The 13,779-nt window shown below is 59.6% G+C and carries 17 protein-coding genes; all 17 read left to right on the top strand.

What is annotated here, in order from left to right; translation table 11 throughout:
- Window positions 1–2 precede the first annotated feature (2 nt).
- Window positions 3–1,031, top strand: coding sequence for a phage late control D family protein (locus ACIOZM_RS23640; RefSeq protein WP_401217950.1), 1,029 nt, complete (start codon window positions 3–5; stop codon window positions 1,029–1,031).
- Window positions 1,032–1,205: 174 nt separating this feature from the next.
- Window positions 1,206–1,790: a hypothetical protein gene (locus tag ACIOZM_RS23645; RefSeq protein WP_401217953.1), complete on the top strand. Its 585-nt coding sequence runs from the start codon at window positions 1,206–1,208 to the stop codon at window positions 1,788–1,790.
- The gene (locus ACIOZM_RS23650; RefSeq protein WP_401217956.1) at window positions 1,787–1,966 is read left to right on the top strand and encodes a DUF2635 domain-containing protein; all 180 of its coding nucleotides are present in this window, start codon (window positions 1,787–1,789) and stop codon (window positions 1,964–1,966) included. Before ACIOZM_RS23645 ends, ACIOZM_RS23650 begins: the two co-directional genes overlap by 4 nt.
- Entirely contained in the window at window positions 1,966–3,462 is a 1,497-nt protein-coding gene (locus tag ACIOZM_RS23655) for a phage tail sheath subtilisin-like domain-containing protein (RefSeq protein ID WP_401217959.1), read from the top strand. The genes ACIOZM_RS23650 and ACIOZM_RS23655 overlap by 1 nt, the downstream gene beginning before the upstream one ends.
- 67 nt (window positions 3,463–3,529) lie before the next feature.
- A complete protein-coding gene (locus tag ACIOZM_RS23660; protein WP_401217962.1) occupies window positions 3,530–3,877 on the top strand; it encodes a phage tail tube protein in 348 nt (115 codons plus the stop codon).
- Window positions 3,874–4,170, top strand: coding sequence for a phage tail assembly protein (locus tag ACIOZM_RS23665; RefSeq protein ID WP_401217965.1), 297 nt, complete (start codon window positions 3,874–3,876; stop codon window positions 4,168–4,170). The genes ACIOZM_RS23660 and ACIOZM_RS23665 overlap by 4 nt, the downstream gene beginning before the upstream one ends.
- 130 nt (window positions 4,171–4,300) lie before the next feature.
- Window positions 4,301–5,803 (top strand): phage tail protein, encoded by a 1,503-nt coding sequence (locus ACIOZM_RS23670; protein WP_401217968.1) that lies wholly within the window; start codon window positions 4,301–4,303, stop codon window positions 5,801–5,803.
- On the top strand, window positions 5,790–7,028 hold the full coding sequence (locus tag ACIOZM_RS23675; protein WP_401217971.1) for a DNA circularization protein: 1,239 nt from the start codon (window positions 5,790–5,792) through the stop codon (window positions 7,026–7,028). Before ACIOZM_RS23670 ends, ACIOZM_RS23675 begins: the two co-directional genes overlap by 14 nt.
- A gap of 3 nt (window positions 7,029–7,031) precedes the next feature.
- Window positions 7,032–8,081 (top strand): phage baseplate assembly protein, encoded by a 1,050-nt coding sequence (locus tag ACIOZM_RS23680; RefSeq protein ID WP_401217973.1) that lies wholly within the window; start codon window positions 7,032–7,034, stop codon window positions 8,079–8,081.
- Between the two features lie 151 nt (window positions 8,082–8,232).
- Entirely contained in the window at window positions 8,233–8,742 is a 510-nt protein-coding gene (locus tag ACIOZM_RS23685; RefSeq protein ID WP_401217976.1) for a phage baseplate assembly protein V, read from the top strand.
- Window positions 8,742–9,140 (top strand): phage GP46 family protein, encoded by a 399-nt coding sequence (locus ACIOZM_RS23690; protein WP_102355692.1) that lies wholly within the window; start codon window positions 8,742–8,744, stop codon window positions 9,138–9,140. Before ACIOZM_RS23685 ends, ACIOZM_RS23690 begins: the two co-directional genes overlap by 1 nt.
- Complete coding sequence (locus tag ACIOZM_RS23695) at window positions 9,130–10,173, top strand: baseplate J/gp47 family protein (RefSeq protein WP_401217979.1); 1,044 nt, start codon at window positions 9,130–9,132, stop codon at window positions 10,171–10,173. The genes ACIOZM_RS23690 and ACIOZM_RS23695 overlap by 11 nt, the downstream gene beginning before the upstream one ends.
- Window positions 10,161–10,760, top strand: a complete 600-nt coding sequence (locus tag ACIOZM_RS23700; protein ID WP_401217981.1) for a YmfQ family protein — start codon at window positions 10,161–10,163, stop codon at window positions 10,758–10,760. The genes ACIOZM_RS23695 and ACIOZM_RS23700 overlap by 13 nt, the downstream gene beginning before the upstream one ends.
- Window positions 10,761–10,770: 10 nt before the next feature.
- Window positions 10,771–11,931 (top strand): phage tail protein, encoded by a 1,161-nt coding sequence (locus ACIOZM_RS23705; protein ID WP_401217983.1) that lies wholly within the window; start codon window positions 10,771–10,773, stop codon window positions 11,929–11,931.
- A 138-nt stretch (window positions 11,932–12,069) separates the two neighbouring features.
- A complete protein-coding gene (locus ACIOZM_RS23710; protein WP_401217985.1) occupies window positions 12,070–12,633 on the top strand; it encodes a glycoside hydrolase family 19 protein in 564 nt (187 codons plus the stop codon).
- Window positions 12,615–13,145: a lysis system i-spanin subunit Rz gene (locus ACIOZM_RS23715; RefSeq protein WP_401217988.1), complete on the top strand. Its 531-nt coding sequence runs from the start codon at window positions 12,615–12,617 to the stop codon at window positions 13,143–13,145. Before ACIOZM_RS23710 ends, ACIOZM_RS23715 begins: the two co-directional genes overlap by 19 nt.
- 68 nt (window positions 13,146–13,213) lie before the next feature.
- A complete protein-coding gene (locus ACIOZM_RS23720) occupies window positions 13,214–13,714 on the top strand; it encodes a CinA family protein (RefSeq protein ID WP_401217991.1) in 501 nt (166 codons plus the stop codon).
- Window positions 13,715–13,779 lie beyond the last annotated feature (65 nt).

Below are 13,779 nucleotides of genomic sequence, written 5' to 3' on the forward strand. Positions count from 1 at the left end.
GCATGGCACTGGGATTCACGCCGGTCGTAGAGATTTATGGCGCAAACAAGGATTTGCTCAATCAACGCCTGATCAGTTGGGAGCACATCGATGCCGCCGGTATCGAGTCCGACCAGCTGACCCTGACGGTAGACCTTGAAGGCCTCGACGGATTGCCGAGCCTGGGTGGCAAAATCGGTCTGAAGGTCGGTTATCGGGAGACGGGCCTGGTCGACAAGGGCCAATTCAAAGTGACTCGCCTGACGCCGACGCTGTTTCCGATTCGCCTGACCCTGGTGGCCACGGCGGCGCCGTTCAGCAAGGACGATGAAACCGGATTCAAGCAGCGCCGCACTGCCAGTCATGGCCCGACCACACTCGGGGCGCTGTTTCGTGAGTTGGTGTCACGGCACGGTTTTTCACCACGAGTCGCTCCCGACGTGTCGTTGATCCGGATCGAGCACATCGATCAGTCCAACGAAACCGACATGGGCTTTGTGAGTCGCCTGGCGAAGAAGTACAGCGTGGTCGCCAAGCCTTACGACGACGTGTACGTGCTGGCGCGGCCCGGTCAGACCAAATCGTTGTCGGGCAAAGTGCTGGCGAACGTGATCCTGTCGGTAACCAGCAACAATCGCCCCGGTGATCACGCCTTTGTCAGCGCCACGCTGGAGGAGTCCGCGCGTGCGCAGACTCAAGGGTGCACAACCTGTTATTGGGACGGTGCGGCCTGTGTGCAACGCGAAGTCAAAACCGGCGTGGCGCCGTTCAAGACCGTGCGTCAGCCGCAGCCCAGCGAAGCGGATGCCATCGCTGTGGGCGAAGGCGAAGTGCGCAAGATGCTGCGGCAAAAGTACAAAGTGAAAATCACCTGTCCGGGCGATCCACAGCTGGCGGCTGAAGGTCTGGTGCTGCTCGATGACACGTGGCCAGATTTCATGCGCGGGCGCTGGTCGATCGAAAAGGTCACCGCCAGCGGCAACCGCGAAAACAGCTATCGCTGCGTGATCGACGCCGCCTGCCTCGATCCGAAAGCCGAAGCCAAAGACTGATTCACCTCTACCCCACAGCGACATAGGTCCCTGTGGGAGCGGGCTTGCCCGCGAAGAGGCCAGCACATTCGACAGAGATGTCGGCTGATACACCGCCATCGCGGGCAAGCCCGCTCCCACAGGGTTTTGCAGTGTTCTTGCAGATCCCGTTCCTCTTAACTCTGGAACACCAACATGAAGATCACCCCGATCCTCACGCAGTTGCGTGCGCAATGCCCTGGTCTTGCCAATCACATTTCGGTGGGTGTCGATCTGGCGTTGCTGCAAGGTAATCCTGATTTGCCGACACCCTCGGCCCACGTTACCCCGCTGGCGGATCTCGCCAGCAACAGCACCGCACAAAACGTAACCGCCCAACCGATCCGCGATCGTTTCGAAATCGTTCTGGTGCTTGACGCCACCGACGCTACAAAAGCGCTGGATCTGTTGCACGACCTGCGCGCCGAACTGTGGCGCGCACTGGTGGGTTTCAAACCTGATTCCGACTACAGCGCCATCGTTTATGACGGCGGCGAACTGCTGTCGATCAACAGCAGCCGAGTGTTTTACCGGTTGCGCTTTTTTGCCGAGTTCCAGCTCGGCCGCAATCTGCCAAGTCAGCCTGCGGAGAGTTGGCACGAACGTGAACTGGACGGTTTGTCGTCCTTTACCGGGGTCACCGTGCGGGTCGATGCGATCGACCCGGCCGACCCCAACCTGAAATACCCGGGCCCTGACGGGCGCGTGGAACTGACTTTCTCTGGAGACGTAACCCCATGAGCAAACGCATCACCGTGCTGCCGGCCGCTGGCCGTGCCGTGCCTGACCCGGAGGCGGGCGATCTGTTGCCCCTCGACGGCCGTGAAGTGCTGGACAGCGCCTGGTGGCGCCGACGTCTGGCCGACGGCGATATCACCCTCAAAACCGCAAAAGCTAAAGCACAGGGAGCCAAATAATGGCGATCGGATTCAGCAACATCCCCGCGGACATTCGTGTACCGCTGTTCTATGCAGAGATGGACAACTCGGCTGCCAATAGCGCGACTTCGGCCATGCGCCGTCTGATCGTCGCTCAGGTCAACGACAACATCGCCCCGAGCGAAGTCGGCAAACTGGTGCTGGTCTCCAGCGTTGCGCTGGCAAAAAGCATCGGTGGTCAAGGCTCGATGCTCGCCTCGATGTACGAAACCTTCCGCAAGGCTGACCCGATCGGCGAGATCTGGTGTCTGCCGCTGCACAACGCTGAAGGCGCCATCGCCAAAGGCGTGCTGACCCTGACCGGCACCGCCACCCAGGCAGGCGTGCTCAACCTGTATGTCGGTGGTGTGCGTGTACAAGCCACCGTAGTCAATGGTGCTACCGCTACTCAGGCGGCTACCGCACTGGTGCAGAAAATCAATGCCTCCGCCGATCTGCCAGTCAGTGCTTCGGCTGTCGAAGGGGTAGTCACCGTGAACGCCAAATGGACCGGCGACAGCGGTAATGACATCAGTCTGCAATTCAATCGCCTGGGCAAGAGCAACGGCGAAGAAACCCCGGCCGGTCTGGTTACTGCGATCACGGCGATGATCGGTGGCGTCGGTGTCCCGGATCAGGTTGCAGCAGTGGCGGCACTTGGCGATGAACCGTTCGAATTCATCACCCTGCCGTGGTCGGATCTGGCGACCCTCAATACCTGGCAAGCGGTGATGGATGACAGCACCGGTCGCTGGTCGTGGGCCAAGCAGTTGTTCGGTCACGTCTACAGCGCCAAACGCGGCACTGTCGGCACTCTGGTTGCAGCCGGTCAGGCTCGTAATGACCAGCACATGACCATTCAGGCGCTGGAGCCGGGTGTTCCACAACCGGTATGGGTACAAGCTGCCGCACTGGCTGCACGCACCTCGGTGTTCATCTCCGCCGACGCCAGCCGTCCGACTCAAAGTGGCAGCCTGCCGGGTGTTGATCCGGCGCCAGCCAGCGAGCGCTTCACCCTGACCGAGCGTCAGTCGCTGCTCAACTACGGCATTGCCACCGCGTACTACGAAGGCGGCTACGTGCGCATCCAGCGTTCGATCACCACCTACCAGAAAAACGCGTTCGGTCAGGCCGACAATTCGTACCTGGACAGCGAAACCATGCACCAGTCGGCGTTCATCGTGCGTCGTCTGCAAAGCGTGATCACCAGCAAGTACGGCCGGCACAAACTGGCCTCCAACGGTACCCGTTTCGGCGCCGGTCAGCCGATCGTCACCCCGAGCACCATTCGCGGTGAGTTGATCGCGCAGTACGCCAAGCTCGAACTGGAAGGCCACGTCGAGAACGCCGAACTGTTCGCCGAGCACCTGATCGTCGAACGCGACTTGCAGGACCCGAGCCGCGTGAACGTGCTGTTCCCGCCGGATTACATCAACGGTCTGCGCGTGTTCGCACTGCTCAACCAATTCCGTCTGCAGTACGACGACGCGGCTTGATAAGCGCGTTTGACGGCAAGCATTCAGCCCACCTCGCGTGGGCTTTTTTATTGAAGGGAGTAACACCATGGGTCAACTGATTGCAGGCACCTGCTACGTCAAAGTCGACGGCGCACAACTGACTATCAATGGCGGCTGCGAAGCCCCGCTGATGGCGGTCAAACGCGAAACCGTCGTGCCAGGTTTCTACAAGGAAACCGACATTGCACCGTCGTTCAAAGTGACCGCGCTGCACACCGCCGACTTCCCGCTGAAACAACTGATCGCCGGCACCGACATCACTGTCACCTGCGAATTCAGCAACGGCAAAGTCTATGTGCTGGCCGGCGCATATCTGGTCGAAGAACCAGTCTCCAAGGGCGATGACGCCACCATCGAGCTGAAGTTCGAAGGCATCAAGGGGACCTGGCAATGAGCGGCGCCGTGAAGCTTCAAGTCGCCATCGAAGCTCACGGCGAGCCCCTGATCGAACTCGTCCTGCGCCGCCCGACGGTGCAGGAGGTGCGAGCGATCAAGGCGCTGCCGTACAAGATCGACAAGAGCGAAGAGGTCAGCCTCGACATGGACGTCGCCGCCAAATACATCGCCGTGTGCGCCGGCATTCCGCCGTCGTCGGTCAACCAGTTGGATCTGGCTGACCTCAACGCTTTGAGCTGGGCGGTTGCGAGTTTTTTCATGAGTGCGGCGTCGGAGCCATCACCGACCTGATCGCAGTCGCCTATGACCTGGCCTGGTTCTGGAAGGTTGACCCCGAACAGATGATGGCCAGGCCACTGGATGTGCTCCGCGAATCGCTGGAGCACGCGCAACGGATCAATGCGATGCAGCAGGTGCAGTGATGGCAGACGAAGAAAAGAAAGTGAAAACTCCGGTGCTGATCACGGGCATCGATGAACTGTCGCCCAAACTTGGCGCCCTTCGGGCAAAGGTCGAGAGCTTCAAAAAGAATCTCGAACAGACCGGCCTCGGAAAACTGGACATCAGCGGTCTGTTCAAGGGCGGCAGCGTGATCACGCCGTTCGTGGACGGCATCAAATCGGCGGGCGCCTTTCAGGGCAAATTGGCGGAGGTCAGTGAGGCTGCAAAAACGGTCGATCTGCCCGCCGCCCCGAAGGTCGCTGCGCAGAACATGAATGTGTTCAGTGCGTCGATGGAGAAGGTTTCGACGGCAGTGAATGCGGCACTGGTGCCGGCGGTCGGTGCGGTGGTGATCGGCCTTGAGCCGATGCTGACTGGTTTCGGCAGTTTGCTAAACGACAACCCGAAACTGGTGGAGGGACTCGCGGCGGGCGCCATTGCCTTCTCGGCGATGCAAACCGCCGTGACTGGAGCAACGCAAGTTCTCGATGTCATGAGCATGGTGCTCAAGACCAATCCGATCATGCTGATTGCCATGGGCATTGCCGTCGCGGCAGGGTTGATCATTGCCAACTGGAAGCCGATTTCGACTTTTTTCGCTGGGCTCTGGCAAAAAATTGTCGAGTATTGGGCGCCCATCAGCGGTGTGTTCTCGGCGATGTTCGATCGGGTCAAAGCGGTCGTCAGTGCCGGATTCGAATTCCTCAAGGCGTGGTTTGCCTGGACGCCTTACGGAATGATCCTGAACAACTGGGGCGCGATCACCGGTTTGTTTTCGGCGATCTGGGATCTGCTCGTGGCACTGACCGTGCCGGTCAAAGCCGTGTTGCGAGAGATGTTTGATTGGGTGCCGATGGATGCCATTGCGGCGGGATGGGCCCTGATACCGGAAGTTTTTTCGGACTTGTGGGAAGACATCAAGCTGGGGGTCGATGATTTCTTTATCAGTCTCGGTGAAAAATTCACGTGGTCGCCGATGCAGAGTTTGAAGGAAACCTGGGATTCGGTAAGCGGTTTTTTTAGCAAGAAAGCGGAAGAAATCAGAGCAATCATGGCGCCGATTCAGGAGTTTCTGGGCGGCAGCGTCGGTGGCTTCATTGGCAAAATCACCGGCAAGGTGGAGAGATTCACCGAGGAGCAAAACAAAACCAATGCTGAAGGCAAAGGTGAATTTGCACCGTTCTTTGGTGGTACCTATGAACCTGCGCAAGGTGCGCTGACGACGCCTGGCGGCGTCGCACTCAACTTGCCGCTGGCGCAATCAACACACTCCAGCTCGTTGACTCAATCCTCAAGCACGCTGATCCAGCAAAGCGCCGCCAACAACCGCACGCAACTTGAAGGCGGCCTGACCGTACGCTTCGAAAATGCGCCGGCCGGGCTGCGTACCGATCAACCACAAACCAATCAACCGGGGCTGGCGCTGTCTTCGCGCATCGGCTACCGCTCGCTTTCGATGGGAGGTTCCAATGAACTGGCGTGACCGTTTGTTGCCGGCATCCTTTCGGGGTGTCGGTTTCTGGATCGACCAGGCGAAAACCCCGGTCGGTCGCAAAGGTCAGTTGCATGAGTACCCGCAACGTGACCTGCCGTTTTTCGAGGACCTCGGCCAACAGGCCAAGACCCATGATCTGACGGCGTTCATCATCGGCCCTGATTGCCTTGAACAGCGCGACAAGCTGCTCAAAGCGCTGGAGCAGGGCAGCGGTGAACTGGTGCATCCGTGGCTGGGACGGCTACAGGTCAAGGTCGGCGAGTGCGACATGACCCACACCCGCCAGGACGGCGGGCTGGTGACTTTTGCGCTGAAGTTCTATCCCGATCAACCGTTGCCGTTTCCAACCGCAACAGTCAGTACGCAGAAAGTGTTGCTAGCCAAAGCGGACACGCTGCTCGGTTCGGCGGTCGCGCGCTTCGAGCAGGCCATGACCCTGATCAAGGCTGCGCGGATCGGCATTGCCAATCTGCGCAACAGCCTGACCGGGGTTTACGAGGTAATCAAAGAGCAGCTCAAACCATTGATTGAGCAGTACAAAGAAATCACTGAGCTGGTCAAAGCTGTGAAGGAGTTGCCCAAGGAAGTGGCGGCGGAGTTCAAGGGCCTGCTCGGCGATATCAAGGAGCTGAAGTCGTTTGCGAAGGAGGGTTACCGTGGCGTGATTGCCGACGTGTCCCAACAACTCGAGGCGATCCGCAAGGCTGACGCACCCAAACTCACCACCGGCAAGGACACTACGGCGGCGGCGCAAGCCATGACCGATCTGGTGCAGGACACCGTGTTGGTGAAAGTGGCGCAGTGGGTAGCGTCGATGCCGGTGGCGACGCCGCCGGTCAAACTGCAAACCACCCCTTCGCTGGATCAGCAGACTCATCAACCGGTGACTCGTCAGGAAGTGCCGGTTACTGATGATATGCAAGCACTGCGTGACGCGGTGGCAGCAGCAATCAACCCGATGCTGGACAAGGCCGGCCCTGCGCATTTTCAGGTCATCAATGATGTGAAGGATGCCTTGAATGCGCACCTCAAAGTGGTGGCTTCTTCGGGGGTGCGGTTGGTCAGCAAGTCCTTTCAGGAAAGCCTGCCGGCTCTGGTGGTGGCTTATAAGCAATTCGCGGATGCCACGCGAGTGACGGAAGTGACTCAACGCAATGGGGTTGCCCACCCGTTGTACCTCCCGCCCAACGATGTAAAAGTCTCCAGGGAGTGAGTCATGACCGAGATGGATAACCGCGTCACGCTAAGCGTCGGTGACATGGAGTATGGCGGCTGGAAAAGCGTGGAGATCACGGCTGATCTGGAGCGCCAGTTCCGCACGTTCAAACTCGACATAACCTGGCAATGGCCGGGGCAGACGCTGGATCAGCGGATCAAACCCGGCGACCCGTGTGAAGTGCGGATCGGCAAGGATCTGGTGCTCACCGGTTACGTGTTCAAGGCACCGATCAGCTACGACGGACGCCAGATCAGTCTGAGCATCGAAGGCAGCTCCAAGACTCAGGATCTGGTCGACTGCGCGGCCACCAACCGGCCGAATCAATGGCAAGAACAACCGTTGTTGACCATCGTCCAGGCACTGGCGATGGAGTATTCGCAGTCGGTGGTCAACGAAATTCCCGAAACCGCACGATTGACCAAACATACGATCGTGCCGGGTGAAACGGTGTTTCAGTCGATCGACCGATTGCTCTCGCTGTTGCGGGTGTTTTCCACCGATGACGAGCAGGGCCGGCTGGTGCTGGCCAAACCCGGCAGCGGTGGTCGGGCCAGCGATGTGCTGGAGTTGGGCAAAAATGTCCTGTCGGCGAATGCGCCGATGGATTACAGCCAGGTGTTCTCCGAATACCGGGTGATCGGCCAGCAAAAAGGTTCGGATACCAAGAGCGGCAGGGCGGTCAGCGAAGTTGAATCGACGGCTGCCGATCTGTCGTTCAAACGTCGACGGACCACAGTGATCAACGAAGGTACGCAACTGACCTTCGAGCTGGCGCAGCAACGCGCCCAGTGGGAAAGCGCCACCCGTATGGGCCGGGCGCAGAGCACCACCTATCAGGTGCAGGGCTGGCGCCAGTCCAACGGTGATTTGTGGCGACACAACACGCTGGTGCGAGTGAAAGACCCAGTACTTCAGTTCGACGGCGACATGCTGATCTCGAAAGTCACGTACTCACTGTCGGCACAAGGCTCGATCACCACGCTGCACGTCGCGCCACCGCACACCTTCGACGCTAACCCGACACCCCCGAAAAACACCACAGCCTGATTTTCCGCAGACACCATTGGACCTTGTGGGAGCGGGCTTGCCCGCGATAGCGGTGGTCGCTGCAACACTTCTTTGCCTGACACGCCGCCATCGCGGGCAAGCCCGCTCCCACAGGGTTTTCATGTGTCTGGCAGAATCCCGAGGACAACTCATGAGCCTACTGACACGCCTCCTGGCGCGCGGCACTGTCGTGCTCGCCAATTCGGCATCCAAGCTGCAATCGCTGCAAATGCGCCTCACCGCCGGCGAAGTGAATGACGACATGGAGCACTTCGAACCCTACGGTTTCACCAGCAGTCCGCTGGCCGGCGCCGAGGGTGTCGTGACGTTTATCGGCGGTGACCGTTCGCACGCCATCGCGCTGGTGGTCGCTGACCGCCGCTATCGTCTGCAATCGCTGCAGTCCGGCGAAGTGGCGATCTACACCGACGAAGGCGACAAGATTCATTTCAAGCGTGGCCGGGTCATCGACATCGAAACCGCCACCCTTAACATTCGCGCCAGCAGCGCGGTAAACATCGACACGCCGGTCATTAATCAGACCGGCAAGATCGTCTCCACTGGCGATCAGATCGCTGGCGGCATCAGCCAGACCAACCATATGCATGTTGGCGTGCAACCGGGTAGCGGCCAGACCGGCGCACCAGCGGGAGGTCAATGATGTTTATCAGCCAAAACCTGCACGCCGCACTGACCCGCGCCGTACTCATCAGCCTGTTCACCTGGCGCCGCGCCGCCGATGACGACGCCCTCGACGACGAGGAACGTTTCGGCTGGTGGGGTGACACTTTTCCCACCGTCGCCGATGACCGTATCGGTTCGCGGCTGTGGCTGCTGCGCCGGGTCAAGCTGACCCGACAGACCCAGATGGACGCCGAGTTCTATGCCCGCGAAGCCCTGCAATGGCTGATCGACGACGGCCATTGCAGCGCCATCGACATCATCAGCGAACGCCTCGACGCCCAGCGCTTGAACCTGCGCACGGTTTTGACCCTGGCCGATGGCGAACGTCTGGACATCAACCCCGATAACAGTTGGCAGGTGATCTATGCCGTTTGAAACCCCTTCGCTGCCGGTGCTGATTAAACGCGCCCAAAGCGACCTGGCCAGCGATTCGCTGCGCCAGTCCGATGCGCAAGTACTGGCCCGCACGCTTGGCGGCGCTGTTTATGGTCTGTACGGTTATCTCGACTGGATTTCCGAGCAGATCCTGCCCGACTCAGCGGATGAATCGACTCTCGAACGCATTGCTTCATTGCGTTTGAACCAGCCGCGCAAACCCGCGCAAGTTGCCAGCGGTACCGTCAGATTCAATGCCAGGATTGGTGCAGTGCTGGATGTCGATACGCTGTTGCAAGCGAGCGATGGGCGTACCTACAAGGTGACGGCCTCGAGTGTCCTGCGCCACGGTATCAACAACACCAGCCTCGCTGCACTCGACGCCGGCCCTGTGGGCAATGCCGAGGCCGGACTCACGCTCAGCCTGGTGCAAACGATTGCCGGCATTGTCGGCAACAGTTTCGTAGTCCAGCCACCCGGGCTCACGGGAGGGGTGGCTGAGGAAAGTCTCGAGTCGCTGCGCGCCCGGGTGATTCGCTCCTACCGTCTGATTCCTCATGGCGGTTCAGCGCAAGACTACGAAACGTGGGCTCTGGAATGCCCGGGTGTTACCCGCGCCTGGTGTCGTGGCAATTTCCTTGGGCCGGGCACTGTCGGCGTGTTCGTGATGCGTGACGACGATGTACAGCCCATTCCAAACGAAGAGCAACTGGCGCAGGTTCAGGCCTACATCGAACCGCTGCGTCCGGTGACTGCCGATGTCAATGTCATGGCGCCAGTGCAAGTACTGGTGAACTACAAACTGCGTATCACCCCGGATACCAGTGCTGTCCGTGCGGCAATCGAAAATCAATTGCGTGATCTGCACAACCGAGAGGCGGGGCTGGGGGAGACGTTGTTGCTGAGTCATATCAACGAGGCCATCAGCAGTGCAACGGGTGAAACAGATCACTCGCTCGTTTCGCCATCGGAAAACGTCACGGCTGCCAGCAATCAACTGCTGACTTTCGGGGGGTGCGAATGGCTGTCTTGAGAAGTGCCACGCAGTACCAGAACCAGTTGAGAAGCCTGTTGCCCAGTGGCCCTGCCTGGGAGCCAGAGCGCGTCCCGGAACTGGACCGGGTGCTCGAGGGCATCGCGCAGGAACTGGCAAGACTTGATGGACGTGCAATTGATTTGCTCAACGAGATGGACCCGGCCGGCGTCAGCGAATTGGTGCCGGATTGGGAGGCAGTAATGAACTTGCCGGACCCTTGTCTGGGCGCCACACCACTTTATGACGACCGACGCCTTGCAGTGCGCCGGCGGTTGCTGGCGGTAGGCGGTCAGACAGCGGTCTATTTCGTCGAAATTGCGCGTACCCAGGGATATCCAGACGCCACGGTCTCCGAACTTCGGGTTCCGCGCATGGGGCGTTCGCGTTTCGGCCAGGCGCACTTCGGTACTTGGCGAGCGCAGTTCATGTGGATCCTCAATACCGGAGGGCGCCTGTCGAGCGGGCGCCGTTTTGGCGCCAGTTACTGGGGCGAACGCTTCGGCATGAATCCAGGCTCGGCGCTGGAATGCCTCATTCACCGCAGTGCACCGGCTCATACCCAGGTGTACATCAATTACGATTAAGGACTGAATAATGGATTATCCAAAAAGTGTGCCCAGTGTTGGGCTGGTCAATGGCAAGTTTGTCGATGAAAATCCGGTAGCCGGAACCCCTGGATCGCTGATCCCGGCTGTATGGGGCAATTCTGTTACCGAGGAATTGCTGGGTGTAATCAAGGCCGGTGCGCTGACACCCGACGAGGCCAATCTCGGGCAGTTGCTGGTGGCGATACGCAAGATCAATCAGGCTGGTCTCATCGATTTTGCCCTGGACACCGGTACGGCGAATGCCTACGCAGCAACCTATTCACCTATTCCGACCACGCTGGTCGATGGGATGGTTTTGCGGTTCAAGGCACTTAATACCAATACCGGAGCCAGTACCTTCTCCGTGGCCGGTTCGATTGCCAAACCCATTGTCGGCGTCGACCATACCCCCCTTCGCTCCGGTGAAATCGTTGCGACGGGAGACGCCTGGGTGCAATGGAACAGTTCTGTGGGCAGCGGTGCCTGGATTCTGATCGCCAGTACTGGCGTTGCAAGGCAACTGGGGGCTGATGTCGGTGATGTGAAAGCCGTTGCCACCGTCGACGCCCCCAGTGGTTGGCTCAAGTGCAGCGGGCAGCCTGTGTCGAGAACTCAGTACGCCAATCTGTTTGCCGCGATTGGGACCCGGTTTGGCGCTGGTGACGGTGTCAATACCTTCAACGTACCGGAACTTCGTGGCGAGTTTGTCCGCGGTCTGGACGATGGTCGCGGTGTCGATCCAGGTCGAGTACTCGGCAGCAAGCAGGCGGGGCAGAATGCTTCCCACACTCATGATGTGTCGGCGGCCGCTGCTGGCAACCATGCCCATGCGGCACGCACAGATGCTGCCGGATTGCACTCTCACGGTGGCGCTGTTGTTGGCGGTGGTGCGTTCAACATCGATGTGGTCATGGGGGGGCAGGGGGTTATCAACGGTGGTAATACGGCGGGTTCCATCATGGGGTCCAGTTCGGCCCCTGCCTACAACCGCAACTTTACTACCAACGCACCGGCGCATTCGCACGGCATCGTCGCGGATGGCAACCATGCGCACAACGTAGGAGTGGATGCCGCGGGTCAACACACGCATACCGTATCTATCGCCGCGTCGGGTGGTAATGAAGCGCGACCGATGAACACGGCCTTGCTGTATGTCATCAAGTATTGAGGGCTCGATACCGCGGTCTATAGGTGGCCCAGACAAATAGCCTCGGACAGCACTCCTGAAAACTCTGGCAAAAAAAGGCTGGCAGGCATTGTCCGCCAGCCATGATTCAATCGGAGCATCCAGGGAGGATCACGCATTATGCAAATAACTGAAAACAACCTATTAACCATCATGCCCAACGCCCGCAGCCAAGCGGGCGTTTTTGTTTCTGCACTCAACACGGCCATGACCCGCCGCCACATCGACACGCCCAAACGCATCGCCGCGTTTCTCGCGCAGGTTGGCCATGAGTCGGGGCAACTGCGATATGTGCGCGAACTGGGCAACAACCAATACCTGAGCAAGTACGACACCGGTACCTTGGCCTTGCGTCTGGGCAACACGCCCGAAGCCGATGGCGATGGGCAAAAGTACCGTGGACGCGGGCTGATCCAGATCACTGGTCGCAGCAACTATCGCCAGTGCAGCCTCGGGCTGTTTGGCGATGAGCGTCTGTTGTCCTTGCCCGAACTGTTGGAACAGCCGCAATGGGCCGCTGAATCGGCTGCGTGGTTCTGGGAGCAGAACGGCTTGAACGAACTGGCCGACCGTGACCAGTTCAACACCATCACCCGGCGTATCAACGGCGGGTTGAATGGTTTGCAGGATCGCCTGGAAATCTGGGCGCGGGCGAGGGCGGTGTTATGCCTGCCTTCAGCCTGAATATCTGGCGCCTGGCCGGGCTCCTGTTGCTGGCAGCAATGTCGGCGGCAATGGCCTGGCAATTTCAGGACTGGCGCTACGGCAAACAATTGGCCGAACAGGCTCGATTAAACGCCGAAACCCTAAATCAACTGACCCTCAACGCCGCCACCGCGCAACAGGCCGAGCAGGATAAACGTCTGGCCCTTGAGCAAAGACTCTCGGCCAGTGAACAAACCCACTATCGAGCACTCAGCGATGCCCAACGTGATCAGGATCGCCTGCGCGATCGTCTTGCCACTGCTGATCTGCGGCTGTCAGTCCTCATCGATGCCGGCGACCTTGCCACAGGCGTCGGGGTGCCAGCCACCGCCGGCCCCGGCGGCGTGGATCATGCAGCCGTACGCGCCCGACTTGACCCGGCGCATGCTCAACGAATTATCGCCATCACCGACACCGGTGACCGTGGACTGATTGCCTTGCAGGCGTGTCAGGCTTATATCAGAGCGCTCGCGCCGGTACATTTTGAATAAGCTTGTGTATTGAAAGCGCAACCGGCTCGTGTACGGTGGTACTCATTCCATCTGATCCGGAGCGCGCCGTGAAAGAGATCACCCAATTGGCTGCCGAGCTTGGCCGACGCCTGCAAGTGCTCAATGCCCATGTCACCACGGCAGAGTCCTGTACCGGTGGAGGGATTGCCGAAGCCATCACCCGCATTCCCGGAAGCTCGGCATGGTTCGAGGCCGGGTACGTGACGTACTCCAACCGCCAGAAAACCCAGCAACTCAGCGTGCCGCCAACATTGTTCGAGACGGTTGGCGCGGTCAGTCGCGAAGTGGTCGAGGCCATGGTGATCGGCGCTCAGGAAAAAAGCCTGGCGCGGTTCGCCGTGGCGGTCAGTGGTGTGGCCGGGCCTGACGGTGGCACACCGAACAAACCGGTGGGCACGGTCTGGCTGGCATGGGGCGTGGATGAAACGGTTTCCAGCGAGGTTCAGCATTTCGCCGGGAACCGTGACGAGGTCCGCCGACAAACGGTGAAGGCCGCGCTAGAGGGGCTCCTGCGACTAGCGGCACGAGAAATCGAAAATCAGGGGTAGGCGATCCGCGAACGCTGTGGAATAATACTGGCTACTTATACAGGTGTTGGCCGTCAGGCCTTATT

The organism is Pseudomonas sp. NPDC087346 (assembly GCF_044744235.1).
Taxonomy (GTDB): Bacteria; Pseudomonadota; Gammaproteobacteria; order Pseudomonadales; family Pseudomonadaceae; genus Aquipseudomonas.

Coding starts and splice junctions, on each gene's coding strand:
- ACIOZM_RS23640 (WP_401217950.1), top strand. CDS start 3: ATGGCACTGGGATTCACGCCGGTCGTAGAGATTTATGGCGCAAACAAG.
- ACIOZM_RS23645 (WP_401217953.1), top strand. CDS start 1,206: ATGAAGATCACCCCGATCCTCACGCAGTTGCGTGCGCAATGCCCTGGT.
- ACIOZM_RS23650 (WP_401217956.1), top strand. CDS start 1,787: ATGAGCAAACGCATCACCGTGCTGCCGGCCGCTGGCCGTGCCGTGCCT.
- ACIOZM_RS23655 (WP_401217959.1), top strand. CDS start 1,966: ATGGCGATCGGATTCAGCAACATCCCCGCGGACATTCGTGTACCGCTG.
- ACIOZM_RS23660 (WP_401217962.1), top strand. CDS start 3,530: ATGGGTCAACTGATTGCAGGCACCTGCTACGTCAAAGTCGACGGCGCA.
- ACIOZM_RS23665 (WP_401217965.1), top strand. CDS start 3,874: ATGAGCGGCGCCGTGAAGCTTCAAGTCGCCATCGAAGCTCACGGCGAG.
- ACIOZM_RS23670 (WP_401217968.1), top strand. CDS start 4,301: ATGGCAGACGAAGAAAAGAAAGTGAAAACTCCGGTGCTGATCACGGGC.
- ACIOZM_RS23675 (WP_401217971.1), top strand. CDS start 5,790: ATGAACTGGCGTGACCGTTTGTTGCCGGCATCCTTTCGGGGTGTCGGT.
- ACIOZM_RS23680 (WP_401217973.1), top strand. CDS start 7,032: ATGACCGAGATGGATAACCGCGTCACGCTAAGCGTCGGTGACATGGAG.
- ACIOZM_RS23685 (WP_401217976.1), top strand. CDS start 8,233: ATGAGCCTACTGACACGCCTCCTGGCGCGCGGCACTGTCGTGCTCGCC.
- ACIOZM_RS23690 (WP_102355692.1), top strand. CDS start 8,742: ATGTTTATCAGCCAAAACCTGCACGCCGCACTGACCCGCGCCGTACTC.
- ACIOZM_RS23695 (WP_401217979.1), top strand. CDS start 9,130: ATGCCGTTTGAAACCCCTTCGCTGCCGGTGCTGATTAAACGCGCCCAA.
- ACIOZM_RS23700 (WP_401217981.1), top strand. CDS start 10,161: ATGGCTGTCTTGAGAAGTGCCACGCAGTACCAGAACCAGTTGAGAAGC.
- ACIOZM_RS23705 (WP_401217983.1), top strand. CDS start 10,771: ATGGATTATCCAAAAAGTGTGCCCAGTGTTGGGCTGGTCAATGGCAAG.
- ACIOZM_RS23710 (WP_401217985.1), top strand. CDS start 12,070: ATGCAAATAACTGAAAACAACCTATTAACCATCATGCCCAACGCCCGC.
- ACIOZM_RS23715 (WP_401217988.1), top strand. CDS start 12,615: ATGCCTGCCTTCAGCCTGAATATCTGGCGCCTGGCCGGGCTCCTGTTG.